Genomic DNA, 26500 nt, shown 5'->3' on the forward strand with positions numbered 1-26500 from the left:
TCTTGATGTTTATTCATAGCGTAACAGGATTATCGAAAAAATTCCATAGGAACTACTCTTTCTGTTACAATGAGGTAAGCGCTTAAGCTGAAATTCAATAATTGTGAGGTTTTTTCGATGGCAGAAGTTTCAGGCATTGAAGGTTTGAGCAGACGGCAAGAGAATATTTTAGAACTTGCGGCGCAACTAGTGACGTTACGTGAACGACGTGGTATTTCACGTGACGATTTGGTAGAAAAAACGAATATGACTCCGGCAATGATTGCGCGGGTCGAAAATTTGGAATATTTACTGACGTTAAAGACGTTATCAAAAATGGCGGCTGGATTGGATTTGAAATTAGGTTGGATCGACAGTGCAACTGGGCAACAGTCACTGGCTAAGGTTGAATTACCACCAACTTGGAAAGATGAAAATTTGGCGATCGACCGTGTTGAATTAACACACGCCGAGGATAATTTAAAGCGACTCCAATTAAGTGCATCGGATTATCTGTGGGTCAAGCCGGCACCGATTCAGGCAGATGTAGCGGATTTGATCTTGGAACAAGCTGAGCGCCCACAGATCATTGCCAGCGCTATTCCATTATTGCAGGCTGAGTTACTACAACGGCGGTTGACCCGGATGTATCAACTGCAAGCACGTTAAGCAAAATAGTTGTCAACACTAACTAGGTTGCGTACAATATAATTGTCGACTTAAATAAGTAGCTGATTGATGCTGCTGGTTAAACCGTGGCTAACCGGCTACAGTGAAAGAATGGAGGAAACTAAATGTTCTTAACAGTTACAGATGCAGCAAAGCAAAAGCTAGCTAAGTATTTGACGGCGGACAAGCAAATTATTCTCGATCTTGATGATGGTGTGGGTAAATTTTCTAAAGTTGGTTCATGCGCGTTGAATCTAAGTTATCGGCTATTAGTTATTGATGCTGATGAAGATATTAGTGAAGACTATTCTGGTGAGCTTGATAGCACAGTTGGTAAATTGCATATCAAGCCTTATTCGACTCAATATTTAGATACCGATATGCGTTTAGACGTTAATCCACGTTTGAATACATTAGGTTTGTTTAGTGAAAGCGAACAGATGGATTCCAATGTGAACATCGTTGATATTACTAAAGAAATGAACATCTAATTTAACGCTAGTCAAAAAACGACTACCCGACTGTACTCGGCCCTATCAAGTTGCCGGATGAACGATACTAGTTCATCGGTTGACACAAGGGGACTACCACAGTTAGGGGTCGTTTTTTAATTTTAAGATTATATTGCAACGAATCAGTTACACAAGAATTTGTGAGCTAATGATATTTGAATTCATACTGCAACAAAATCTATGCTATGATTGATTTTATGAAAGCGGCTTAATTTTTGGAGGTAGACGGTTAAATGTATAAATTAATTGTATGTGACTTAGATGAAACTTTATTGGATCGTGACGCACGGATCTCACCAACTAACGAGCGAGCAATCAAGGAATTTGTCGCGCAAGGTGGGCATTTTGTCCCTAACACAGGGCGCAGCTTCTTATCGATTCAGGATGACTTAAAGCAACTAGGCCTGCTGCAACAAGCCGACCAGTACGTGATCGCCTATAATGGTGGTGCAATCGTTGAAAATGCTGGGAATCAAGTGCTGGCAACGAACCCGTTAGATTTTGCAACGATCAAGCAGATTTATGATATCGCGCGTTCTGAGCAAGTTAGCGGCCATATCTATGCACTGGAAAATTTGTATGTTTGGCAGCCGAGTGCAGCCGAGCGCAATTATTTAGCTCAGCGGGGCGTTGAGTATACGCTGTTAACAGACGATAATTTAGATTTTTTGCGCGACCAACCGTTGATGAAAATCATTTTACAAGACGATGATCCAGCGCGGCGCCAGGCACTAGGCGCAAGTATTCCGCAACAAGTTAAGACACCGCTAGCAACAACTTTTTCATCAGGCCGGTACGTTGAATTTAACCACGTAGCAGCGGATAAAGGTAAAGCCACACTACAGTTGGCGGAAAAATTAGGTATTAAGCCAGATGAGATCATTGCACTCGGTGACAACAGTAACGATCTGGCGATGATCAATGCCGCTGGGTTAGGTGTTAGTGTACAAAATGGTACCGCTGAAGTTAAGGCCGCCGCAAATTATGTGACCGCTGCTGATCATGCGCATAGTGCAGTGGCCGAGGCGATTGAAAAGTTTGCGCTACGCTAGATAATTAGTTAAGCTGGAAATGAACTGATAATAGAAGGGAGCTACACTAAAATGGGACAAAAAATTCCACAAGTGACGTTGAACAACGGCGTTAAAATGCCACAATTTGGCTTAGGTGTTTTCAAAGTTGATAACGCTGCCGATATTAAGAATTCGATTAAATGGGCGTTAGCTGATGGCTACCGCTTGATCGATACGGCCATGATTTACGGTAATGAACAATGGGTTGGTGAAGCAATTAAGGAAAGTGCTATTCCGCGTGCTGAGCTATTTGTGACCTCCAAACTATGGAACGCTGATCGCGGTTATGAAGAAACTAAAGCTGCCTTCGCTGCCAGTTTAAAGCGTTTAGGGTTAGACTATTTGGACCTGTACTTGATTCATTGGCCAGCAGACGGTTATTTGGAATCATGGCGGGCAATGGTTGATTTGTATCATGAAGGTAAAATTCGTGCAATCGGCGTTTCTAACTTTGAACCACACCATTTAGATGACTTAATGGCGCACTCTGACGTGGTACCAGTGGTTAATCAAATTGAAACGCATCCGATTTTTCAGCAAAAAGAATTGCACCGTTATTTAACGACCCACAAGATCGCGCATGAAGCTTGGGGACCATTAGGCCAAGGCAAAAGTGATATCTTAGTCAACCCAGTGCTGACTAAAATTGCTGCAAAATATGGCAAAACAGCGGCGCAAGTTGTTTTGCGTTGGCATATTGACCGCGGCGTCATTATTATTCCTAAGTCGATTCATGAACAACGGCTTGCTGAAAATGCTAATATTTTCGATTTCTCGCTCACCGAGGAAGAAATGCAAGCCATCGCTAAATTAGATCAAAATAAGCGCTTAAGCCGTAATCCTGACGATACAGAATGGCTGAAGAAGACGCAAGAAAAGTAAAAAATTGGCGTGTGCCATAAGCCTCTGTTTTATGGCGCACGGTTTAATGTTCGCCAATAAAAAAATGAAGCCGCGATATAAGTTTACTTACATCGTAGCTTCATTTTTTAAATATCCAGATAACCAAGTACCATTGCGAACACTAAAATGACGAGTACAATGCTAGTGATCACAACATAAAGGCGATCGTGTTCTTTTGCAAAGGCATAAATCGAAACGACAACTCGCAACACAGGCGTCAAAATTAAACAGAAGAGGCCGAGCATCATAATCGCAAACGGTTTGAATTGGACAATACCACTAAGAATGGCACCAAAGTGTGTCGGAAAGGTTTGTCCCGGGTAGCCACTTTGACCAGTGAATAGTAGTAATAAAAGGCCGACACCGATGATAATTGCTGAGATCAAGACGCCGATTTGTAAAATCAAGCCGATGATTTTTTCAACTTGCGCCATTTCTGTATTAGTTTTTTGCTCATCAGATTGCATTAGAAGCTCACCCCGAATCCTTTAAGAATCATTTGGCCACCGATGTAGAGCAATAATGGCACAAAAATAATCCGAATCCAGCGGGCCGGCAAAATTTGCATGACCCGTGTGCCCAGTGTCGCACCAATTAGGACACCTACAGCTAACGGTGCTGCAATTTGCGGTAAAATTGCGCCGTTAAAAAAGTAAACCGTGGCACTGGCGGCAGCGGTGACACCCATCATTAAATTGCTGGTTGCGCTGGACGGTTTTAGTGGCATTTTCATAACGGTATCCATAGCCATTACTTTAAAAGGACCACTACCGATGCCTAGCATGCCGCTAGCTAAACCAGCACCGAACATGACGCCAAGCCCACCAGGAATGTGTTCAACTTGGTAATCGACTTGCTGCTGGGTATTCTTATCGTAATAGCTGCTGTTTAGTCGTAACTTCTCAGCGACTGGATCAGGTTGGGGCCGATGTAAGACCTCGCTACCAGCACGTAACTTGCGGTACATGTTCCATGACGAAAATAGCAGCAAACCGCCGAATAGCACGTAAAGAAAGTTTGGCTGTACGATACCAACTAGCACTGCGCCCACGATTGCGCCAACAGTAGTGGCGATTTCTAAAAACATGGCGACACGCAGATTTAGTAAGTCATCTTTAATATAAGCGATAGTAGCCCCAGAACTAGTTGCAATTACTGAGATCACACTAGCACCAATCGCGTATTTAATATCTAAGCCAAATGCAAGCGTCAGAATTGGCGTAATGATGATACCGCCACCAATACCCAAAATTGCGCCTAAAACACCGGCAAGGATACCAATACCGAAAATAATCAATACAGTTTGTAGCATAATTGCACCTCTTTTAGTCATTGATTCGTGAATCGACACTGCCTAGTTTACCATATTCAGTTGCTGATGCGTTGCTTTAATCAGTAATCAGAGTAATAGAATTTTTTTGCATTAAATGCTAAAATGAGTCTAAAATTTGATAACGCTATCGTTACTTTTTTGGTACACTTAAGAGAATAGATGAAAGGCGTGAATATAAATGTCGAAGCGGGTGCGCAAATGGTTGATCAATATTGTGATTGGAATCTTATTAGTTGTGGGGTTGGTGTTAGTCTTCAATGAACCAATCAAGAATTGGGTTATTGGAAATATGGCGCAAAATCACATTGAACAATTAACTAAGCAAAAGGTTGCAGCAAATTCAAAGAAAAAAACAACTTTTGATTTTGATAAAGTAAAATCTTTAGGCGTTAACGAAGTTGCCCACGCAGCGGTCAATCAAAATGGTGTGTTAACGATTGGCAAGTTGGCGATTTCTAGTATTGATATGCGTTTACCAATTGTCAAAGGATTATCCAATGATGCGCTGGCTACTGGTGGCGCGACGATGAAGGTCGACCAGAAAATGGGTCATGGTAATTATGCGTTGGCCGGGCATTATATGTTGAATAACGGAACCAATTTATTTTCCCCATTAGATAATATTCAAATGGGTGCGGCAGTTTACATTACTAACTTGTCAAAAGTTTATCAATATAAGGTGACTTTGAAAAAAGTGGTCAATCCTTATGCAACTGAGTTGATCGATGATGTACCGGGTAAAAAGCTGATTACACTGATCACTTGTGCTGACGGTGGTGTCAATCGACTAGCAATTCAAGGCAAGCTGGTAAATACAACAACGGCCACCAAGACTAATTTAGCGCTATTTAGTAAATAATGGGAGTAGGCGAAAATGTGAAAAAAGGGGTTTTATTGGTCAATTTAGGCACACCAACAACACCAACTGCACCAGCGGTACGTTCCTATCTCAGTCGTTTTTTGATGGATCGGCGGGTGATCGATGTGCCGCGACCAGTTTGGTGGCCAATTTTGCATGGCATGATCCTACCGATACGACCATCACGTTCAGCCGCTTTATACCGAAAAATTTGGACGAAGCAAGGCTCACCATTGCTACTGTATACGCAGCAACAAACCCGGCAATTGCAGCGTTTATTGCCACAGCAGGTAGTGCGGTACGCTATGTGTTATAGCGCACCAACGGTTGATACGGCGTTACAAGAAATGCAGCAGCTGGGAGTCACTGATTTGACAGTGATTCCGCAGTATCCGCAATATTCGACGACAACAGTTGGTTCCGTATTTGACCAGGTCGCCGCGTATTTCATGCAACATTCTGCATTGCCACAACTGCATTTTATCAGCTCATTCTACCAAGAACCGCGCTATATTAAAGCTTTAGCTAATCAAATTAAGCGCGCGCTAATTAAACAACCAGATGCGCACCTAGTTTTTTCCTATCACGGTATTCCACAAAAATACGCGGATAACGGCGATCCTTATCCACAACAATGTACGGCGACCACGCAACAAGTGATGACGTTGGTGGGGGATGTACCGTATACGCAATCTTATCAGTCGAAATTTGGTCCTGGTCAGTGGCTGAACCCGGCAACCGCGCAAATAATGCACCAGCTGCCACAGCAAGGTAGCAAAAAAGTGATTATTATCACGCCTGGCTTTGTGGCCGATTGCTTAGAAACGCTGCAGGAGATCAACCATGAGAATTGTGACTATTTTATCACTAGCGGAGGGACTGACTTTACCTATTTACACCCATTTAACGGTAGTCAGACTTATACTCAATTACTAGCAACATTGGCGTAGTAGCAAGCGTAACCATTTTCAATGGGTTGTGGTACACTTAAAAGTAGTAACGGCGATTAAATTGGTGAAGGATGGTGCATTGACATGAGTGAATCAAAAGAGTTGAGTGCGTTGGCAGAACAAATTATTCAGTATCAAAAGCGGCACGACCAAACTGATAATGAGTTGGCGTTTAGTAGCCACGTTTCGGTAGAACATATTCACGCTATTAAAGCGATGGAGATGACACCACCGGCCGATGACGTTAAACGCATACAGGAATATATTCAAGGAAAATAGGCAGTCTTTAGCTAACTAATGATTTTACTACCCAATTTGTTTCTGTAAAATTAGGTAAATAAATAGTTCGTGTATAAAATAAATACAGGCGCAACGCTGATAATTTTCAGTGTTACGCCTGTGTTTTTATTTATCGCCGATTTTTTTAGTCTGGTCATGAGCGACGAGTGCTGCCTTAAGTGCCTGTTGAATCAGGTGAGCGACGACATCGTTAGTAATTTTTTTGTCCGTCCGGCCAACAATTTGCCGCCGAAAATTCTCTTCATTTAAACGCATAATGATTCCTCCAATCAAATAATGGTTGAAAATAAAAACGCCCCTTTAGCCTTGGCTGAAAGAAGCGCTAGAATGCGTACGTTGTGCTCCTTATCTACTCAGCTAATTGCTGCTGGAATTAGCACCTTGCTTTTTGTCGTAGGTTGCTGTGCTGTCAACGGGCCAGATCCCTCAAGCACTCTGGATAAAGACGTTCTTAATTTCACTGTTAGTGTAACAAGTTACGCTAATTTATGCAAGCGCTATCCTTGAATGATTAGTAATTGTTTAAAAGTAGCCCTATTAATTTGGATTCATAATGATAAAGTTATAATAAAATCACATGGCTATAGACACGGTGCTATAATCATTGGTGAGGGCATTGATCGTTAGTTAATTGGGTATGCAGGTATAGGATGTTAAGGAGGGGTAAGCTATGATTGAAGGTTTAATCGGAATCGTCTTTTTGTTGCTTGCGTTGTGGCAGTTTTATGCTTTTTATAATGCTTTTAGAACTGTTCAGAAAAAAGGCAATGAAGCGACTTCTGCTTTTGCCAGCTTGGGTATCTGGTATGGTTTTCTTTTTGGGGTATTCTTTTTGATTAGTGGTATTTATTTTCTGATTGGCTAATATGAAAAAAGTGAGGCAGTGACATGATTTTACTTATGTCAGCGCCTCACTTTCAGTTTACAGAAAATGCTGAATTGTGCCATTCTCCCAAATAACCATACAGCCGATACCGATGTAGATCAGTGCCATGATCCAATTACCATAACGATCAAGAAATACTTTGACGAAACTAATATGAGCAAATTTTTCGCCTAGTGTGACTAAGACGTAAATACAAATAATAAAGATCAACAACGTTACCGCTAGTGAAAGCAAGGTCAACGAAACAAAATAGGGGACGAACAAGCCGATATTGTCAGCGCCACAGGAGGCAACGGTGGTTAAAGCTACCGTTGCGATCAGACTTTTGTCACGACGCTGATCAAGCTTTTCGTTGACCTCAGCCGCTTCATCTTCATCACTAAATAAGTATTTAAATGCAAAGGCAATTGGAATTAAGCCTAGGAAACCTAGCATCCATTTTTCGGGAACGTAATGTAAGACGAAGGCAAAAAATAAGCTGATACCGATCAAAAATAATGAGCCGATGTATTGGCCAATATAAATACTGCGCCGCGCATTGCGACCAGAATATTTTGAAAATAATAGCATTAAAATTACTAATAAGTCTAATGCGGTTGAAGCGTAAAGAATGATAGCGGTTAAAATAGTTTTCAGCATAAAATATCCTCCAGTTGCTTATAGTATAACGGGTTCAACTGTTTTCGACTAGCGTACAAGGAAAATTTTTGCTGTTGACAAGTAAATTTTCTGGTGGTATTATTTGGCCACTGATTAAAAATAAATGAGAACGTTAAGACGAGAAGAGTAATTGCTGAGAAAGCCCACAGAGAGTTCCTGCTAAGTGTAAGGGAATGGCGCATTGGCGATGAAGATGATCTTCGAGCGTTTGCCAACGAGCTATGGTTAGTTGGCAACGGTTGTGCCCGATATAGCACCACAGTCTGTTGCTTTGCAACGCACTGGTAGAGTCCAACGCTGTGAAGCGCTGGAAAAATAAGGTGGTACCGCGATCGCAGAAGCGTCGTCCTTTGTTATACAGAGGATGACGCTTTTTTTGTACGCTAATTAACAGGAGGATGAGAAATTATGGTAAAAAGTAGTAATCAAGGATACCCACGCTTAGGTGAAAAACGGGAATGGAAATTTTTGCTCGAACATTTATGGAGCCACAAAATTGATGAAGCTGAATTCACTGCACAAACTAAAGCATTACGCTTAGCTAATCTTAAGAAGCAACAAGCAGCTGGTGTTGATCTGATTCCAGTGGCAGACTATTCAAATTACGATCATGTATTAGATATTGCTGCTGCATTTGGTGCTGTACCACAACGGTTTGGCAAGTTCACCGAGAAATTAAGCTTAACTGATTATTATAGTGTGGCGCGCGGCACTAAGGATGCAGTCGCTGCTGAAATGACGAAGTGGTTCAACACGAATTACCATTACATCGTGCCTGAACTTGATCATGTACAGTTTAAATTACTCGATAATCGTTGGCTAACTTATTACAACGAAGCAAAAGCTGAATTAGGTATTGACGGTAAGCCAGTTATTTTAGGCCCAGTCAGCTTCTTGAAACTAAGTAAAGTGAATGACGACTATGTTCGTGGCGAACTTTTAGCCCAATTATTAGATGAATTATTGCCATTATATGTACAAGTTTTCCATGAATTAGGTGCTGCTGGCGCTAAATGGGTTCAGTTGGACGAACCAACTTTAGTGACAACTGATAAGGCTGAACTCGACTTGTACCGCCACGCGTTGGACGTCTTGCATGAAGCTGCACCAGAAGTAAATGTACTGGTGCAAACTTACTTTGCTTCATTAGATTATTATACTGACATTGTTAATTTGCCTGCTGAAGGCTTCGGACTTGATTTTGTCCATGATCATGGTGAAAACTTGCAGTCATTGCAAAAATACGGCTTCCCAGAAACTAAGGTTTTAGCAGCAGGTGTTGTTGATGGTCGCAATATTTGGCGTAGTGACTTAACGGCTAAACAGGAACTGATCAGCCAATTACGCGAGCAAGTGGCTAGTGCCCAATTATGGTTACAACCGTCTAATTCATTATTACATGTACCAATTACTACGGCTAACGAAAGCAAATTGGACCCTGTGATCAAAAATGGTTTGGCGTTTGCTGATCAGAAACTAGCCGAAATCGTGACCTTGACTAAGGCTGCAAATGGTGAAGTCGTTACTGCTGAATTAACAGCTAGCAAGACTGCGTTAGATCAACTGAACCATTCGGAACATCGGAATAATCCAGCGGTTACCCAGGCTGTCAAAGAAATTCTGGCTGCACCAACTGAACGGCATTCTGCTTATCCAGAACGGGTTAAGGCGCAGCAGGTCCTGAACTTACCATTATTGCCAACCACAACAATTGGTAGTTTTCCACAATCTGCTGAAGTACGTTCACACCGTAAAGCTTGGCGTAAAGGGGATTTATCCACGGCTGACTATCAAGCCTTTTTGGATCAAGAAGCCAAACGCTGGTTGAAAATTCAAGAAGATCTTGACATTGATGTGTTAGTTCATGGTGAATTTGAACGGACTGACATGGTAGAATACTTCGGTCAAAAACTAAAAGGGTTCACGACAACACAAAATGGTTGGGTACAAAGTTATGGTTCTCGTGGGGTTAAACCGCCAGTTGTCTTTGGTGATGTGCAATGGACTGAACCAATTACTGTCCGCGATACTGTTTTTGCCCAGCAACAAACCAGCAAGTTGGTTAAAGGGATGCTGACATCTGCGGTAACCATCATTAACTGGAGCTTTGTCCGCGATGATTTGGCTAAAAATCTAGTCGCTGATCAAATCGGTTTGGCTTTACGTCATGAAGTTAAAGCATTGGAAGATGCTGGCATTAAGATCATTCAAGTTGATGAACCCGCTTTGCGTGAAGGCTTGCCACTGAAGCCACGTTATCGTGCTGATTATTTAGCTAATGCCGTTAAAGCATTCAAAATTACGACAACTGGTGTCAAAGATGAAACCCAGATTCACACGCATATGTGCTACTCTGATTTCGAAGATATTTTGCCAGCTATCAGTGCATTAGATGCTGATGTGATTTCCATTGAGTCATCACGCTCACATGGGGAAAGTATTAAAGCTTTCGAACAAACTAAATATGACAAGCAAATTGGTTTAGGCGTTTACGATATCCATAGCCCACGGGTACCTTCGGTTGAAGAAATCGAACAAAATATTGATCGTGCATTGCAGGTTATCGATATTCATCAATTCTGGATCAACCCTGATTGTGGCTTAAAGACTCGCAAAGAACCAGAAACAATTGCTGCTTTGCGGAACATGGTACAAGCACGAAATAACGTACGGGCTAAATTAGGTGTAACGGAATAACGTCATTAAGTTAATTGAGTAAAGGGGGTTGGAAAATGAGTTTCAAAGAGGCGTTGCAACAACAAGTATTGATCGCTGATGGGGCGATGGGAACGTTACTGTATAGCCAGTACGGCGTCAATTCAGCGTTTGAAGGCTTGAATTTAACGCACGGTGGCGATATTCTGAAGATTCACCAAGCCTATATTGCAGCCGGCGCGGATGTGATTCAAACCAATACGTACGCTGCTAATCGAATTAAACTGAATCGTTATGGCTTAGCTGACAAAACGGCAGCCATCAACGAGGCGGCAGTTAGTCTAGCCCGTACAGCACAAATTGCTGCCGAACAGCGCGTTTATATATTAGGTACGATTGGTGGGATTGCCGGTGTGACTGATACCGAAATTGAACCGCTGACTGCAGAAGAAATCGATGCAGGCGTGACCGAGCAAGCTGGTTACTTGTTGAACACTGGCGCAATTGATGGCATCTTACTAGAAACCTATTATGATATCAATGAATTAAAGCGAGCGCTAAAAATTGTCCGTAGTCTAACGGATTTGCCGATTGTTGCTAACGTCACCATGTACGAACCAGGGGTGTTGCAAGACGGCACATCATTGAATACCGCCTTGCAGGAGCTAGCTGATTTAGGCGCTGACGTCGTAGGTGCTAATTGTCGGCTTGGTCCATACAATATGAGTCGCGCTTTTGACAGTGTGGCCTTACCAAAAGGTGCCGCTTTGGCAATTTACCCGAATGCGGGGTTACCTGATGTACAGGACGGTAAAACTGTCTATGATAGTCCAGCAGAATATTTTGAAAACTATAGCGATACGTTTCGGCGCCAAGGAGCGCATTTGATTGGTGGTTGCTGTGGCACGACACCAGCACACATTAAGGGCTTGGTTGCGGGGCTGCAGTCGCGGCAACCGGTGACAACTAAAAAAGTGGCACCGCAGGCAGCTGTCGCCACACCAACTGCTGCTGATCCGCGGCAACATGATTTTTTACAGCGCGTTCAGCAAGAAAAAGTAGCCTTAGTAGAACTTGATCCGCCGAAGACTTTTGCCACCGCTAAATTCTTCCGTGGTGCGCAAGCGCTAAGTCAAGCTGGTGCTGGTGCCATTACATTATCCGATGGCCCATTAGCTAACCCGACAATTAGCAATGTAGCCTTAGCAGCACAGTTAAAGTACCAATATGGTATTACACCCTTAGTTCATTTAACGACGCGTGACCATAACTTGATCGGCTTACAATCAGAAATTATGGGACTACACACGTTAGGTATTTCCAATATTTTGGTCATTACTGGTGATCCCGCAAAAGTCGGTGATTTACCCGGCGCAACGTCAGTTTATGATTTGCACTCAGTTGAATTAATGCAAATGATCAAAAAATTCAACGATGGTATTTCGCCAACTGGACGTAACTTGAAGGAAAAAACTAACTTTGCCGTTGGGGGCGCCTTTAATCCGAATGTGCGCAACGTGGACCGTGCCTGTAAAATGATCACGCGCAAAACAGCGTATGGGGCTGATTTTATTATTACCCAGCCAATTTTCGATGTGGAAAAAATCCACGCTTTGCGTTTAGCGCTGGATGAACAAGGCATCACTACACCAGTATTTGTTGGTGTAATGCCACTTATGTCTTTCCGTAACGCCAACTTCTTGCATCATGAAGTACCTGGTATTCGGTTAGCTGATGATACCCTAGCACGGATGCAACAAGCGGAAAGTGACGGTAATGAACGCGAAGTCGGTTTGCAGATTGCGGAAGAAACCATTGATGCAATTTGCACTGATTTTAATGGCGTTCATATTAATACGCCGCTACAGCATCATGAAATTTCGTTGGCATTATTGAAGTACGTGCAAGCGAAGAACGCTGTCAGTGTTTAGAATAAAAATGACTACACTGAACAACTAGTTCTTTCTGAAGTTGGGTCGTCCCTATTAGCTAGCTCGTAAGGCAGAATTAGTTTGGTTCCATTCCGGCGCTGGCGTATGGAACGCGTGGCACGTTGGCAAGCTAATTTTCTTTCCAATTAAACCCAATCGGAAAAGAAAATGGATCTTGCCAGCCGCGCATGGTACTAGGCGACCACGGTCACCAAGTACCATCGACACAGCTGCGACTTGGACTTGCCGCGCTTCGGCAATAGTCCAATCGACAACGGGAAGAGCGTTCCATTTGGCGAATAAGTGTTAAATTCAATACTTGCCGGACAGTGTTGGGAAGAACGAGCGACAGTGATAACGCCAGCGCCTCCATTCCACCTTGGCAGCGTTAGATCATTATTTTGAGTTAGGTTAAATATTTAGATAGCTCAATTAGGACTACCTGACAGCTGTTTGTGATTCGTAGTTTTAGAGTAGCTTATATGCACATAAAAACACCAGTAAAACAGTCAGAAAACTGTTTTACTGGTGTTTTGTATTCTGACTATCATTAACTCTGCCACTTAAACAATCGTTCGACCTTTGCTTGCTGAAATGGAGTCGCCAACGCGCCATTTTCGCTCATTTTTAACAACTAAAGTTGAAAAGTATCAGGAACTTAGCACATAACCGCCAAATAGAACGTGCTTCCCGTTGTCGATTGAACTATGGCAAAGACCGCCAAGTTCAAGTCGCACTCGTTCCGTCCACTGGCGACGAAATGGCAGCTAGCTCTGCTTACAGTCAAACTTCAGAAAGAACCGAATAACTTGATGTAGTCTTTTTTATTTTAGAGCGCTTATTTTAATAATTGTTCGATCGTATCCAGTACGCCAAAATGATTATTGTCTAAGCGGGTGGTGAATGGTGCGTGCTGGCGGATCGCGGGTGCAGCATTTAGCATAGCGTAACCATATTTAGCGCGATCCAACATTTCTAGATCATTGTAGTTATCGCCAAAAGCAGCCACTTCAGCTGGCGTTAAGTGCCAATAATCTTCTAATTGTTGCAGGCCAACGCCTTTGTTAATGCCAGCAGGGATAACGTCGATACTGCCAAAGCCGCTGGCGGTTGCGTGAAAAGCGTTAGGAAATTTAGCGTTGAGGTAATCGGCTTTTTGCTTGATATCTTGATGTTTCCAAGCAACGTTGACCTTATAAATGTGATCAGTAACTTGGGCAATGTCGTCAACTAATTGTAAGTTGCTGATGAAGTAGCGCAATTGCTTATCGTTGATATCGGGGTCGGTGCGATTCATGTAGCTCGCTTGTTGACCAGATAAACGAACGGAATCAGGTTGTAATTCGGGATCATCATTTAGTGCACGCAAAAGTTGCTGCATGGTGGCTTGAGACAAACGTGTTTCAGCAACCACGTTTTGCTGATCCATGATCAAGGCACCATTTTCGGCCATAAATGTATTAATTTTTGATTTAGCAGCAAAAATATCAACAAGGTGGCCGTAATGGTTGCCACTTGCAATAGTAAAATGAATTTCACGGCGCTGCATTTCCTGCAATAATTCATTAAAACGGTCGATGGCATATTCGTGTTGATCATTGAGAAAAGTGCCGTCAATGTCGGTTGCAATTAATTTTATCGTCAAAGTCACTGACCTCCAAAGTTAAGTTACCTTCATTGTACCGTAGAAAGCGGATTCTGTCTTATCGCGCACGTTTAAACCAGAGTGTGCCGCACTATATAAAGAAGCTGCGCCATAATTTTACTGGCGCAGCCGCAACTTACTTTATTTTAAAATTTGATCGATGGTATCGAGTACACCGTAATGGTTGTTATCCAAGCGGGTAACGAATGCGGCGTGTTGCTGAATTGCTGGTACAGCGTTACACATGGCATAGCTGTATTTGGCGCGTTTCAGCATTTCTAGATCATTATAATTATCACCAAAGGCCGCAATGTTAGCGGCAGTTAAATTTAAATGTTTTTCTAGCTGTTGTAACCCAATCCCCTTGTTAACGCCACCTGCGATAATGTCAATGCTAGCGAAGCCACTGGCCGTTGCGTGGATCACGCCGGGAAACTTAGCGTTTAAATAATCCGCAATCGGTTTTAAGGGCTTGTTGTCCCAAATTGCGTTGAGTTTGTAAATATGGTCATCAACAGTGCCAATATCGGGGACTAACTTCAGATTATTATAAAAATACTTAATCTGTGGGGTTAACGTAGCAGCTTCCGCTTGATTCATGTAGCTGGCTTTTTGACCAGAAAGATGAATCGAGTCTGGCTGTAGCTTTGGATCGTCCTTTAATTGGCGCAGTAATTGCTGAATAATTTCTGGTGTTAGTCGTGATTCGGCAATGACTTGGCCACGATCCATAGTTAACGCGCCATTTTCAGCAATGAAGGTCGTAATCGGTGATTTTTCACCAAAAATCATTTGCAAATGGCTGTAATGATTACCGCTAGCGATGGCAAAGTGAATTTTACGCCGTTTTAGTTCTTGTAATTGTTCATTAAAGCGATCAATTTCGTATTGATGCTGATCGTCTAAAAAGGTGCCATCCACATCGGTGGCGATGAGTTTAATTGTCAAAATACTGCCTCCCAAAGGTCTAATAGCTCTATTGTACCGCCTGATCTAGGCGGTGGCTATTAGAACTTTAGCTTAAAGCTTAGCGTATTTTGGTTGGCGTAAAACGGCCGTTAAAATTTTGCCTAAACGCTTGACGCCGGATTCAATGGTGTCGTTATCTAGGTTGGTGAAGTTTAGGCGGATACCATTTGCTTGGTGGCTGACTGGAAATAGGCTGCCACTAGGCACATAAGCGACTTTTGCTTCCGGCAAAATCACTTGCTTCAATAATTGGTTAGCATCGATTTCAGCCGGCAAGGTTAAGTAAATGAAGAAGCCGCCTGTTGGTTTCGTGAAGCTGACCGTAGCTGGTAAATAACGATCGAGTGCATTTAACATCGTGTTCATTTTAACCACGTATGCGCGGTTCATTTTTGCAATATGGGTATTAATGTCGTGTTCAGTTAAATATTGGTCGATAGCGTTCATAACCAGGGTTGACGATTGAACGTCGTTGCCTAGCTTGAGCTCAGTTAGTGGTTGCAAAAATTGCGGTGCTGCAACCAGCCAGCCTAGGCGTAATCCGGGTGAGAGAATTTTAGAAAAGCTGCCTAAGCTGATCACGTGGTCAGTAGTATCTAAACTAGCCAGAGATGGCAGTGAGTCGCCACTGAAACGTAAATCACGGTAGGGGCTATCTTCTAAAATAATCACATCGTAGCGCTCAGCTAGCTGCAATAAGGCGTGGCGTTTGGCTAGGGATAGTGTACTACCAGTTGGATTTTGAAAATCAGGAATCGTATAAATGAATTTCACACTGTGGGTCATCAAAGTTTTCTGCAAAACGCTCAGATCCATGCCATCATCTTGTAAAGACACCTCATAATAAGTCGGCTGGTAAGCATCAAACGCTGAAAGGGCGCCGAGATAAGTTGGTGCTTCCACCACTACGCCGTCACCAGGATTGACTAATAATTTAGCCGTGAGGTCGAGCCCTTGTTGTGCGCCTTGAGTCAACAAAATTTGATCAGCGTTAAATGTTCGTTTTGTATCAGAGATGTGTGCAGCAATTTTAGCACGTAGACTTTTCAGTCCAGCAGCACTGCTGTATTGCAATGAGGCACTATCAGTTAGGCTGGCGTTAAAAGCCGTTTGTAATTCATTTTGTGGAAATAAATGATTGTTGGGATAACCGGCGGCGAAAGAAATCAGCGCTGGGTCGTTGGCGTACGCAAAAATATCACTAAGTCCGTTGTCACAGGGTTGAATTCGATCTGCAAATTTTACCATGGTAATCCCTCCGTTTAATCACGTTTTTAAAATTAGTTAAATGACAAATACTAAAGTCACTTATCAGTTGTTGATTATTATGATAAAATAAACCACATAATAAGTAAAACTCAACCTATTCATATTTAAGTGAAAAAAATTCACCGCAAATTATTTGACCGTTATAAACAGGGAGGATACGCCAATGTCGACTTTTTCTTACGAAATTTTTCATGCTGTAGTCGAACGAAAAACTTTTTATCAAGCCGCAGTAGCATTAAATGTGACGCCTAGTGCAGTTAGTCATTCAATCAATCAATTGGAAAATGAGCTAGGCTTCCCACTATTTATTCGTAATCGAACGGGCGTTGAGCTAACTAGCGATGGTCAACGGATTTTACCAATTGTACAAGAGATTCTTAATACAGAGGAACGCTTGCGGCAAGAAGCTGCTAATATCAATGGGTTAAATGCTGGTTCGATCCGAATTGGTGCATTTAGTAGTGTCTGTATTAGTTGGTTACCGCCAATCATTCAAAAATTTAAGCAACAATACCCGGATATTGCGATTAGTATTATTCAAAGTGACTTTAATGATATCGTCAATCAAGCTAAAATTGGCACCATTGATATTGGTTTTTCCGCCTTGCCGATAGCCGATAAGTTAGTCGTGACACCGTTGATCACTGATCCGATTTTTTGTATTACACCGCAGAATTTTGTACCAGCGCATAAAAGCTATATCACCGCTGCTGACGTTGCTGACCAGGATTTTATTTTGCAACAAACCGATTATGATCGTGATACTAAACGCGCATTGGATCGCTATGATGTACGTCCCAATTCGTTGCGGTACAGTATTGATGATCAGTCGATTCTAGCAATGGTAGAAAGTGGTCTAGGGATGGGGATTTTACCGGAGCTAGCTTTGCAGAAATTATCCGGTGATGTGAATATTTATCCATTTGATCAAGACTTTCATCGTACCGTGGCGTTGGTAGCCAATAAGGTACAGGCGGAAGCACCGTCGACCAAGAAAATGTTAGGCGCAATCAAGGGATATATTGCTCAGCGTTACCCTGAAAACCTATTAGCATAAAAAAAGAAGCAACGGCCAAAGTGTTGTGGTCATTGCTTCTTTTAAAATTAGTCTAAATCGTATTCTGCCGCCGCTTGGGGCGTACTTTGTTCCCGGCGTAAACGGAAGTATTTGGTGATCTCTAAGCAGATCAGTGAACCGAAAATTGCCGGTATGGTGATCCACCAAGCCGTTGCTGTTAAGTTGACGAGACCAAATCCCTGCTGTAAAAACGGAATTAGCGTGATCAGTAAAACAAGTGTGATAGAAATGGCAACACTAATATTTAGTGGCCGATTATGCTTGAGTGTACGCCATTGCAACATTTGATGTGACTTGATGGCGTAAACGTCGATCACCGAACCAATGGCGAGAACAAGGAAGGCCATGGTCATACCCTGTAGGCGTGAGCCGTCGGCAATGACGAAACGACCAAGATAATAGACACCACCGACTAAGATCGTAAAAACAAAGGCACGTAAGGCTAAGCGCCAGCCTAAGCCATCGGCAAAAAGTGAGCGGTTTTTACTAACAGGTGGGTGCTTCATATTATCAGGATCACCTGGTTCGTGGCCAATATAAAAGCCAGGGAGACCATCGGCCAGTACGTTGATCAGTAAGAGCTGCTCAGCGATGAGAATCGCACCCCAACCGAAACTGACACTAAATAGCATAAGCAGAATTTGAGCAAAATTGACACCGACTAAGAACTCGATCGCCTTTAAAATATTATGGTAAACAGTACGGCCTTCCTCAACCGCATCGAGAATCGTGGCAAAATTATCGTCAGTTAAGATCATATCAGCGGCATTTTTGGAGACATCAGTACCGGTTATACCCATGGCGATCCCCACATCGGCCGCTTTGAGTGCCGGCGCATCATTAACGCCGTCGCCAGTCATGGCAATTGTAGCGCCATTAGCTTGCCACGCGCTGATGATACGCAGTTTATCTTCGGGTGACACGCGCGCGAAGACGCTATAATCGGCAATATTAGTTTTTAAATCGTGGTCGCTCAGTTGACGTAGCTCGACACCGCTAATTGCTTGATCACCAGAACGTAGAATACCGATATCACTGGCAATTGCTTTAGCAGTGGCTAAATGATCGCCAGTGATCATGACAGGCTTGATTCCGGCAGCATGGGCTTTCGCGATGGCGGCAGGTACTTCTGGTCGGGGTGGGTCGATCAAACCAATCAGGCCAACTAAGGCTAGGTCCTGCTCGATTTGTTCCCAATCTAGCTCAGGCTTAGTTGTAAATTCACGGTAGGCAATGCCAAGGATACGCAATGCTGAAGCCGCAAATTCATCATGAATGGCGCTGGTTTTTTCTGGACGTTGAGCTAATTGTATTCGATCCAGTGCGCCTTTGACAATGACAACGTAATGGCCATCCGGCGTTTCGTGTAAAGTCGCCATAGTTTTTTTAGTCGAGTCAAATGGATTTTCCGCTAAGCGCGGGTAATCCTGTTCCAAGTCGCTGCGTTGTAGGTCGTATTTTTCTAACAAGTGAATGATGGCTAATTCAGTGGCATCACCGTGGGCTTCGCCATCTTCGTTGATTTCAGCATTGGTGGCTAACCCCATATAAGTAAAGGCTTGCTGTTGCGCTGATGATAGCTCAGACAACGCATCGATTTTTTGAATTGGCTGTTCAGGTTGCCAAAAATGCGTGATGGTCATTTTATTTTGCGTCAGGGTACCAGTTTTATCGCTGGCGATCACATTAACGTTACCAATGGTTTCTACTGCCGTCATCCGGCGAATGATCGCGCGCCGCTTGGCCATTTTACTGACACCATGGGTTAGGGCCAGCGTGACGATCACTGGTAGTGTTTCGGGTACGGCGGCAACCGCTAGTGAGACACCAATCAACAGACTATCGGCTAGATTGCCTTGATATAAGAAAAAGTCGAGAATGAAAATTAGCACGCCGGCAATCAGGGCTACAGTAGTTAAGCGTAAGGCTAATTGGTCAAGCCGCTGTTGTAACAGTGTTTTTTGCTTCTGTGTTTGGTTCAATAAGCCGGCAATTTTACCTAGCTCAGTGGTCATCCCTGTAGCGGTGACCACGAAACTACCATTGCCTTGAGTGACAGCAGTCCCAGAGAAAACGAGATTCAGACTATCACCGATACTATCAGGCTCTGCGTCAAGTGTGTCCGTTTGCTTGCTGATGGCCTCACTTTCACCGGTTAAAATGGCCTCATCAACTGTTAAATTGTGCGCACTTAGCAAACGACCGTCAGCGGGAATACTATTGCCGGCGGTTAGTAAAACAATATCGCCAGGGACTAATTCCGGCGCTGGTAAAGTCGTTTTTGTACCATCACGGATTACAGTGACCGTGGGTACGTGTAAATCTTGCAGGGCGGCCAGCGCTTTTTCAGCGTGATGTTCTTGGAATAAAGTAATCGTGACATTCAATACGATAATGGCGCCAATTACAAAAGCCTTGAGCCATGAACTATCGCCGGTGATGGCCAAATAGGCGGCGATCCCTGTCGCAATGAGCAAAATGATGGAAGTGATATCAGTGAGCTGACGAATAATTTTACGCCATAATGGGGGTGGCGGAACAGCAGCGAGTTCATTGGTGCCAGCGTCCGCGCGTTGTTGACTAACTTGAGACTTACTTAAGCCTTGTTCGGGATCAACTTGATAGTCGCGGCAAATATCACTGCCGCTACGAGTGGCATGCGTCATAGCGAGTCGCCTCCTTTAGTGATTTAAGGTAAACTATAATATCATTGTAACAAGGGGCTAAATTAGCCGTCAAAAGATGTACTAGCAAAAATAGTAGGCATAAAAAAAGAGCCGCACCCAGTAATCGGTTTGCAGCTTCTTTTCCAAGCAGATTTAGCTCATGTGTAACCCACCGTCGACGGTGATCGTTTGGCCGGTGATATAGTCTGCGCCCTCACTGGCTAGAAAAGTAACCAACTTGGCGGCATCTTCTGGTTCCTCGATTCTACCTAAGGCGATCCGATCATTAAATTGTTCTAACATCTTTTGCCGGTCGGCTTGGTCTAGCTTATCAACTTGGGCGTTGATCAGATCCCACAGTGGACTATTCACAATACCAGGTGAATAAGCATTGACGGTGATATGATACGGTGCTAGTTCTTTTGCGGCCGCTTGCGTTAAGCCACGGACGGCAAACTTACTGGCAGAATATGCGCTAAGTAGTGGCATGCCTTCCACTGCACCTAAGCCAGCTGCATTGATGATTTTACCGCCGCCAGCTTGTTTCTTCATAAATTCAGCAGCAGCTTGAATGCCAAATAAAACACCCTTAACGTTAACGGCCATTAAATCATCGACTTCTTTGTCGGTGATCTGTTCAATCGGACCAACCTTGACGATACCAGCGTCGTTGACCATGACATCGATTCGACCATGCTCAGTTACTACTTGGGTTACTAAGTCGCGTAAATCATGCTGATTGATCACGTTGGCTTGATAAGCCGCAGCTTGGTGATGTTGCTGGTGAATTTCACTTACAGTACGCTGTGCGGCGGCCATAATAATATCTGAAGCCGCAACAAAAAAGCCAGCGGCGGCTAATTCTTTGGCAATTGCGCGACCAATTCCTTGGCCAGCACCGGTGATCACGGCAATTTTTCTAGTCATACGCATCCCTACTTTCTATTTTGACTGCTCGACTTCAGTATAGCATTGTGATTGTTTAACTTTAATTAATTCGCTACACTCTAGCTTGTCAAAGCTGGAGCGACAGCTTATACTAAAAAGGATATGAAAACTGCTAATGGCAGTGGTTGTGAGTAACAACTGCTGATTGCATAATTATAGATAAGTAATGAATAGGAGTCCCTAATTAATGAAAAATGAAACTGTGAAATCGTGGCTATGGGTCGTTATTGATGTGGTGATCGTAGTCGGCGTGGCAATGCTGTTACGGACGTTCTTGATTACACCCCATAATGTAGATGGTCCTTCAATGGAACCTAATTTTATGAACAATGATCGTGTATTGGTTTGGCGGCATCCATCACTAAAGCGCGGCGATGTGGTTATTTTACATGCGCCAGATGGTTCACTATATATTAAGCGAATCGTTGGCTTGCCTGGTGATACGGTAACGTCGAAGGATGATGTCATGTACGTTAACGGTAAAAAAATTAGCGAAACGTATTTGAATAGCTACGAGACTCAGTGGGCTGATGATAATAATGGCTTGTTTACACAGAACTTCTCGTTAAGTACATTGAAAGCAACCAATTATGCTAATAAGGTGCCAAAGGGTGAATACTTTGTCATGGGTGATAATCGACCAATTTCAAAGGATAGCCGGCTGATTGGCTTTGTCCCGCGTAATAAGATCGAAGGTAAAGTCGTTTGGCGTTATTGGCCACTGAATAAGATGTCAGTTTATTGATTTTAAAGCGTTGGCAATTGGCCAGCGCTTTTTTTGTTACAGTTGTTTTCCTTGGAGTAGCGTGCTAAATTGAAGCTAATTCATTGAAAGCGGTGAGCAGCATGAAAAAAGATGGTCACAGTCATACCGAGTTTTGCCCTCATGGTAGCGGGGATGACGTTGAATTAATGATTCAAAAGGCGCTTAAGCTGGGTTTTACTGAATACAGCATTACTGAGCACGCGCCATTGCCACCCGAATTTAAGCAGGATTATGCTGGGGAACTGACTGGCCTAACTGAAGCGTCAATGGCGTTAAATGATTTGCCAGCTTATTTCAAGAAGTGCCAGCAATTACAAACAAAATATCGCGCACAAATTAAAATCAACGTTGGGTTTGAATTAGATTTTCTACCAACACAATTAGATTGGACCCGTGATTTTTGGGCTGAATATGGTCCGCAAACACAAGATAACGTGTTATCGATTCATTTTTTGCAAGGAACGGCGGCTAAATATTGGTGCGTTGATGATACTACCGCTGATTTCAAAGCTGGGTTATTAGATAATCAAGCTGGGGACGCGCAAGCTTTATATGGGCAATATTTACGTGCGCTACTGGTGGCCGTGCAAACTGATCTAGGCCCGAATACACCAAAACGCTTAGGACACATGACTTTGATTAAAAAATTCCAAGATTATTTTAATCTACCAATTAAATTTAATGCCACTAATTTAACGGTAGTTCAGCGGTTATTTACGCAATTAAAGCAGCGTCATTTTGCGTTAGACTTGAATACCGCTGGCTTATACAAGCCGTATTGTAATGAGACTTATCCTTACCCTGACTTGGTTACAGCCGCTCACGCCGTGGGAATTCCATTGGTCTATGGCTCAGATGCGCACAGTATTGCCGAGGTTGGTCACGCGTATCATCAAATTGAGAAATTTGTTTAAGTGGGCTTGACTTTTTTTGAACACCTGCTATTATGAGAACAACATTAAAAATAAAATGAAGTTTTGATTAGAAAAAGTAGCAGGGTGATGTTTAGAGAGAGTACCTAGTTGGCTGTGAGGGTATAGCACACTTTGTGAACACACATCTATGAACTTTGGTGCTGAATCACAGTAAGTACCAACGCAGGGTCTGCGTTAAAAACTGTTACAAGTTAATTCAAGAGTAAGTATTATTTAGCGTTACTCTGAAACTAAGACTTAATTTGCAACTTGAGGTCTGGGTCTGTAAAGCCCAGATAAACTTGAGGTGGCACCACGATTATTCGTCCTCGTAAGCATTCTATGCTTGCGGGGACTTTTTTATTTCCGCAAAAGTATGGCGGCATGATTAAAAAAATTCGAGTAACAGCAAAGAAAGGGGCACTGACAATGTTCAATCGTAATTTACCAATTGGCACGCGGGATGAATTTGGCAGCGTAGCACAGGCCAAAGAAAAGATCACCAATCAGATTCAAGATTATTTCCGCAACCGCGGCTTTCAAAAATTGACCACGCCATTATTGGAGTACAAGGCGGTGTTCAGTTCTATGGAGCAGCAAACCTATCAACCGTATCAAATGTTAGATGAGCACGGTGAAACATTGGTATTACGGCCAGATCTGACCTTGCCAGTTGCCCGTGTGATGAGTACCACCGGCATTAAAACACCAGTTAAATGGTATTACAGTGGTGAAGTTTTCCGAGTGAAAAAGCAGCTGTCCGGTAGTTATAATCAACGAACGCAAGCTGGCATTGAAATTATCGGTTATCGGTCGTTAAAAGCTGAATGGGAGTGCCTAACTGCCGCAATTGAACTTTGTCAGCAATTAGCGGTGAATGATTTGCACGTTGAACTGGGACACGCGCGCTTCGTTAATGCAGTGCTGCACGCGTTGCCACTGAATACTTTGCAACAAGCAACGTTGCAACAGGCTTTATTCAGTAAAAACGTCACTGCTTATCAAGCCGTGATTGCCCCGCTAGCTGATGATCCATTTTACCCATTCTTAGAAATCTGGCCTTGGTTGTTCGGTGATTTTGATCAAGTTTTGCAGCAACTGAAATTATTGCCTGATTTACCGGAATTGCAATCAATTTTGCAGGAATTATCAGCTACACAAGCTTTTCTACAGCAACAATTTTCACAACAATCGATTGAATTAGACTTATCGATTGAGTCGCCTCAAGCCTACTACACCGGGATGATTTTTCACGGTTACAACGATTCAACGGCGGAATTCTTATTTAGCGGTGGTCGCTATGATCAACTACTATCCAGCTTTCAAAATACGTTGCAGCCAGCGGTTGGTTTGGCCTTTGAAGTCGATCAATTAGCACAGTACACGGCAATCACTGATACGACGCCAACAACGCTGATTTACTTCGATGCTGCTAGCTGGGGTGCGGCGCAGCAAACGTTGCAGGCGCAACCAAATAGTAGCTTATGCTTAGCCGAAACTAAGCACGAGGCAGAACAAATTGCGCGCCGCACTAATAGTAAATTGATCGATGTCACGGAGGTGAATCCATGAGCGCTTTGAAAATTGCCTTGACTAAGGGCCGTACCGAAAAACAAGTCATTCCGTTACTGGAAGCCAGCGGAATTGACTGCACCGCAATTCGTAACAAACAGCGCCGGTTAATTTTTAATGATTCACCAGATTATCATTTTATTCTGGCAAAAGGGCCGGATGTTCTGACCTACCTAGATCGTGGCGCCATGGATATTGGGATCGTCGGCAGTGATATTTTGGAAGAACAGCATAATGAACAATACGAAATGTTGAACCTGCAAACCGGCAAATGTCACTTCGTCTTAGCATCGACGCCAGAATTCGATCCGCACCAAGTGAAACGTAAAATTATCGCCACCAAATATCCTAACATTACACAACGGTATTTCCGCAGCATTGGTGAAGATGTGGAAATTATCAAAATTGAAGGTTCCGTCGAGTTGGCACCACTAGTTGGCTTAGCCGATGCCATCGTTGATATCGTCGAAACGGGGACGACATTAAAGGAAAACAATTTACAAGTTTTCGCCACCTTACAATCAGTTTCCACGCGGCTGGTGGTCAATCGTTTATCCTTAAAACAGCATCAAAGCGCGATTCAGCAATTAATTAATCACTTACAGCAAGCAATCAAAACGGAGGTCTAGCACATGGAAATTTTACAACAATCATTGGCAGAACTGAAAAAACAAGTAAATCGGCGGACGCAACAAGCGACCCATCCCGAAGTTGAAGCCAGCGTGGCGGCTATTTTAGCTGACGTGCAAGCAAATGGTGATGCGGCTTTACGCCAATATAGTGAAAAGTTTGATGGTGTGACCTTAACTGATTTGCAAGTTCCTCAAGCTGAGATCGACGCTGCTTATAACAATTGTGCACCCGAACTGTTAGCTGCCTTAAAATTAGCACAACGCAATATCACTTCCTTCCATAAAAAGGAGATCAGTTACGGCTTCATCGATAATGAACGGGCTGGCGTGATTCGTGGCCAAAAAGTGACACCATTAGCAGCGGTCGGCTTATACGTGCCTGGTGGTACAGCAGCCTATCCGTCAACTATTTTAATGAGTGCTATTCCAGCTAAGCTAGCTGGTGTTAAAAAAATTGTTATGGTGACACCACCACAAAAAGAGGGTATCAATCCAGCCGTTTTAACCGCCGCTAAATTAGTCGGCATTGACGCTATTTATCAAATCGGTGGTGCGCAAGCAATTGCCGCTTTGGCTTATGGGACAGAAACGATTCCCCAAGTTGATAAAATTATGGGTCCCGGTAATATTTTCGTTGCGACTGCGAAGAAACAAGTATTTGGAACCGTCAGTATTGACATGATTGCAGGCCCTTCAGAAATCGGTATTATTGCTGATGAAAACGCCGCACCAGCCCAAGTTGCTGCTGATTTACTATCGCAAGCTGAACATGATAAGTTAGCACGACCAATGTTAGTTACTACTAGCCTAACTTTAGCGCAGGCAGTTAACGTTGAATTGGAAAAGCAATTAGCTACATTGCCGCGGCAAGAAATTGCCCGTGCATCGGTTGATAACCAAGGCTTTATCGCAATTGTCGCTGACCTAGATGATGCGTTCACTTTAATGAATGCCATTGCGCCAGAACATTTGGAGGTGCAGGTTGCTGAGCCAATGACTTACTTAGCTCAGATTGAAAATGCTGGTTCCGTTTTCTTGGGGAGCACTGCCTCTGAGCCGCTAGGTGATTACGTCGCTGGGCCAAACCATATTTTGCCAACCAGTGGCACGGCGCGGTTCTTCTCGCCATTAGGGGTCTATGATTTCGTTAAACGGACACAATTCATTCAATATACTAATGCAGCTTTGCAGCCGGAAGCCAGCGCCATTACGACTTTGGCACGGACAGAAGGTTTAGAAGGCCACGCTCGTGCAATTGAAGCTCGTTTTCCTAATCAGCCTTGTGGTTATAAGTCAAGAGGGTAAAAACTAATAATTTAAGTCAAAATCTT

The 26500-nt window shown here is 43.2% G+C and carries 25 protein-coding genes, 1 riboswitch and 2 other annotated features; of the genes, 16 read left to right on the top strand and 9 right to left on the bottom strand.

Going from position 1 to position 26500, the window contains the following annotated elements; genetic code table 11:
• Positions 1–117: 117 nt before the first annotated feature.
• From EKM80_RS10000 to EKM80_RS10015, 4 genes are all read left to right on the top strand, one after another.
• A complete protein-coding gene (locus EKM80_RS10000; RefSeq protein ID WP_125552987.1) occupies positions 118–648 on the top strand; it encodes a helix-turn-helix domain-containing protein in 531 nt (176 codons plus the stop codon).
• 125 nt (positions 649–773) lie between these two features.
• Positions 774–1139, top strand: coding sequence for an iron-sulfur cluster biosynthesis family protein (locus tag EKM80_RS10005; protein ID WP_125552988.1), 366 nt, complete (start codon positions 774–776; stop codon positions 1137–1139).
• Between the two features lie 254 nt (positions 1140–1393).
• On the top strand, positions 1394–2212 hold the full coding sequence (locus EKM80_RS10010; RefSeq protein WP_125552989.1) for a Cof-type HAD-IIB family hydrolase: 819 nt from the start codon (positions 1394–1396) through the stop codon (positions 2210–2212).
• Positions 2213–2263: 51 nt separating this feature from the next.
• Positions 2264–3115: an aldo/keto reductase gene (locus tag EKM80_RS10015; RefSeq protein ID WP_125552990.1), complete on the top strand. Its 852-nt coding sequence runs from the start codon at positions 2264–2266 to the stop codon at positions 3113–3115.
• Positions 3116–3222: 107 nt separating this feature from the next.
• On the opposite strand, the gene EKM80_RS10020 is transcribed toward EKM80_RS10015, so the two are convergent.
• Both EKM80_RS10020 and EKM80_RS10025 read right to left on the bottom strand, forming a co-directional pair.
• Positions 3223–3603, bottom strand: coding sequence for a DUF1634 domain-containing protein (locus tag EKM80_RS10020; protein WP_125552991.1), 381 nt, complete (start codon positions 3601–3603; stop codon positions 3223–3225).
• Positions 3603–4448: a sulfite exporter TauE/SafE family protein gene (locus tag EKM80_RS10025; RefSeq protein WP_125552992.1), complete on the bottom strand. Its 846-nt coding sequence runs from the start codon at positions 4446–4448 to the stop codon at positions 3603–3605. Before EKM80_RS10025 ends, EKM80_RS10020 begins: the two co-directional genes overlap by 1 nt.
• Before the next feature lie 199 nt (positions 4449–4647).
• Here EKM80_RS10025 and EKM80_RS10030 point away from each other — a divergent pair, with 199 nt between their 5' ends.
• From EKM80_RS10030 to EKM80_RS10040, 3 genes are all read left to right on the top strand, one after another.
• Entirely contained in the window at positions 4648–5328 is a 681-nt protein-coding gene (locus tag EKM80_RS10030) for a class A sortase (RefSeq protein ID WP_125552993.1), read from the top strand.
• Positions 5329–5345: 17 nt separating this feature from the next.
• Positions 5346–6278, top strand: a complete 933-nt coding sequence (hemH, locus tag EKM80_RS10035; protein ID WP_125552994.1) for a ferrochelatase — start codon at positions 5346–5348, stop codon at positions 6276–6278.
• 84 nt (positions 6279–6362) lie between these two features.
• Positions 6363–6557, top strand: a complete 195-nt coding sequence (locus EKM80_RS10040; RefSeq protein ID WP_125552995.1) for an LBP_cg2779 family protein — start codon at positions 6363–6365, stop codon at positions 6555–6557.
• A 126-nt stretch (positions 6558–6683) separates the two neighbouring features.
• On the opposite strand, the gene EKM80_RS14905 is transcribed toward EKM80_RS10040, so the two are convergent.
• On the bottom strand, positions 6684–6833 hold the full coding sequence (locus tag EKM80_RS14905; RefSeq protein WP_164509546.1) for a hypothetical protein: 150 nt from the start codon (positions 6831–6833) through the stop codon (positions 6684–6686).
• An 87-nt stretch (positions 6834–6920) separates the two neighbouring features.
• Positions 6921–7024: riboswitch (SAM riboswitch) on the bottom strand.
• A 224-nt stretch (positions 7025–7248) separates the two neighbouring features.
• Between EKM80_RS14905 and EKM80_RS10045 the strand changes: the two genes are divergently transcribed.
• Positions 7249–7443 (top strand): immunity protein, encoded by a 195-nt coding sequence (locus tag EKM80_RS10045; protein WP_125552996.1) that lies wholly within the window; start codon positions 7249–7251, stop codon positions 7441–7443.
• A 57-nt stretch (positions 7444–7500) separates the two neighbouring features.
• Here the strand turns inward: EKM80_RS10045 and EKM80_RS10050 are convergent, their stop codons facing one another.
• Complete coding sequence (locus EKM80_RS10050; RefSeq protein WP_125552997.1) at positions 7501–8103, bottom strand: cadmium resistance transporter; 603 nt, start codon at positions 8101–8103, stop codon at positions 7501–7503.
• 126 nt (positions 8104–8229) lie between these two features.
• Positions 8230–8478 (top strand) — a binding site (T-box leader).
• Positions 8479–8532: 54 nt separating this feature from the next.
• Here EKM80_RS10050 and metE point away from each other — a divergent pair.
• Entirely contained in the window at positions 8533–10821 is a 2289-nt protein-coding gene (gene metE / locus EKM80_RS10055; RefSeq protein ID WP_125552998.1) for a 5-methyltetrahydropteroyltriglutamate--homocysteine S-methyltransferase, read from the top strand.
• A gap of 35 nt (positions 10822–10856) precedes the next feature.
• Entirely contained in the window at positions 10857–12710 is a 1854-nt protein-coding gene (locus EKM80_RS10060; protein WP_125552999.1) for a bifunctional homocysteine S-methyltransferase/methylenetetrahydrofolate reductase, read from the top strand.
• An 838-nt stretch (positions 12711–13548) separates the two neighbouring features.
• Here EKM80_RS10060 and EKM80_RS10065 read toward each other — a convergent pair.
• From EKM80_RS10065 to EKM80_RS10075, 3 genes are all read right to left on the bottom strand, one after another.
• Positions 13549–14361: a Cof-type HAD-IIB family hydrolase gene (locus EKM80_RS10065; RefSeq protein ID WP_225418859.1), complete on the bottom strand. Its 813-nt coding sequence runs from the start codon at positions 14359–14361 to the stop codon at positions 13549–13551.
• 135 nt (positions 14362–14496) lie between these two features.
• Complete coding sequence (locus EKM80_RS10070) at positions 14497–15303, bottom strand: Cof-type HAD-IIB family hydrolase (RefSeq protein ID WP_125553001.1); 807 nt, start codon at positions 15301–15303, stop codon at positions 14497–14499.
• Between the two features lie 72 nt (positions 15304–15375).
• Complete coding sequence (locus EKM80_RS10075; protein ID WP_125553002.1) at positions 15376–16572, bottom strand: aminotransferase-like domain-containing protein; 1197 nt, start codon at positions 16570–16572, stop codon at positions 15376–15378.
• Between the two features lie 184 nt (positions 16573–16756).
• Between EKM80_RS10075 and EKM80_RS10080 the strand changes: the two genes are divergently transcribed.
• Positions 16757–17650 carry a LysR family transcriptional regulator gene (locus tag EKM80_RS10080; RefSeq protein WP_125553003.1) on the top strand — a complete coding sequence of 298 codons (894 nt, stop codon included), beginning with the start codon at positions 16757–16759 and terminating at the stop codon, positions 17648–17650.
• Between the two features lie 47 nt (positions 17651–17697).
• On the opposite strand, the gene EKM80_RS10085 is transcribed toward EKM80_RS10080, so the two are convergent.
• Positions 17698–20337 carry a cation-translocating P-type ATPase gene (locus EKM80_RS10085; RefSeq protein WP_125553004.1) on the bottom strand — a complete coding sequence of 880 codons (2640 nt, stop codon included), beginning with the start codon at positions 20335–20337 and terminating at the stop codon, positions 17698–17700.
• A 153-nt stretch (positions 20338–20490) separates the two neighbouring features.
• Positions 20491–21264, bottom strand: a complete 774-nt coding sequence (locus EKM80_RS10090) for an acetoin reductase (protein WP_125553005.1) — start codon at positions 21262–21264, stop codon at positions 20491–20493.
• Positions 21265–21472: 208 nt separating this feature from the next.
• Between EKM80_RS10090 and lepB the strand changes: the two genes are divergently transcribed.
• From lepB to hisD, 5 genes are all read left to right on the top strand, one after another.
• Positions 21473–22030 carry a signal peptidase I gene (lepB, locus tag EKM80_RS10095; protein ID WP_125553006.1) on the top strand — a complete coding sequence of 186 codons (558 nt, stop codon included), beginning with the start codon at positions 21473–21475 and terminating at the stop codon, positions 22028–22030.
• 101 nt (positions 22031–22131) lie between these two features.
• Positions 22132–22965, top strand: coding sequence for a histidinol-phosphatase HisJ (gene hisJ, locus EKM80_RS10100; protein ID WP_125553007.1), 834 nt, complete (start codon positions 22132–22134; stop codon positions 22963–22965).
• 54 nt (positions 22966–23019) lie between these two features.
• Positions 23020–23299 (top strand) — a binding site (T-box leader).
• A gap of 95 nt (positions 23300–23394) precedes the next feature.
• The gene (locus EKM80_RS10105) at positions 23395–24537 is read left to right on the top strand and encodes an ATP phosphoribosyltransferase regulatory subunit (RefSeq protein WP_125553010.1); all 1143 of its coding nucleotides are present in this window, start codon (positions 23395–23397) and stop codon (positions 24535–24537) included.
• A complete protein-coding gene (gene hisG, locus EKM80_RS10110) occupies positions 24534–25166 on the top strand; it encodes an ATP phosphoribosyltransferase (protein WP_125553008.1) in 633 nt (210 codons plus the stop codon). The genes EKM80_RS10105 and hisG overlap by 4 nt, the downstream gene beginning before the upstream one ends.
• Positions 25167–25169: 3 nt before the next feature.
• Complete coding sequence (hisD, locus tag EKM80_RS10115; protein WP_125553009.1) at positions 25170–26474, top strand: histidinol dehydrogenase; 1305 nt, start codon at positions 25170–25172, stop codon at positions 26472–26474.
• The last annotated feature ends 26 nt before the right edge of the window (positions 26475–26500 follow it).

The sequence above is a fragment of the Loigolactobacillus jiayinensis genome (genome assembly GCF_003946445.1).
Lineage (GTDB): Bacteria > Bacillota > Bacilli > Lactobacillales > Lactobacillaceae > Loigolactobacillus > Loigolactobacillus jiayinensis.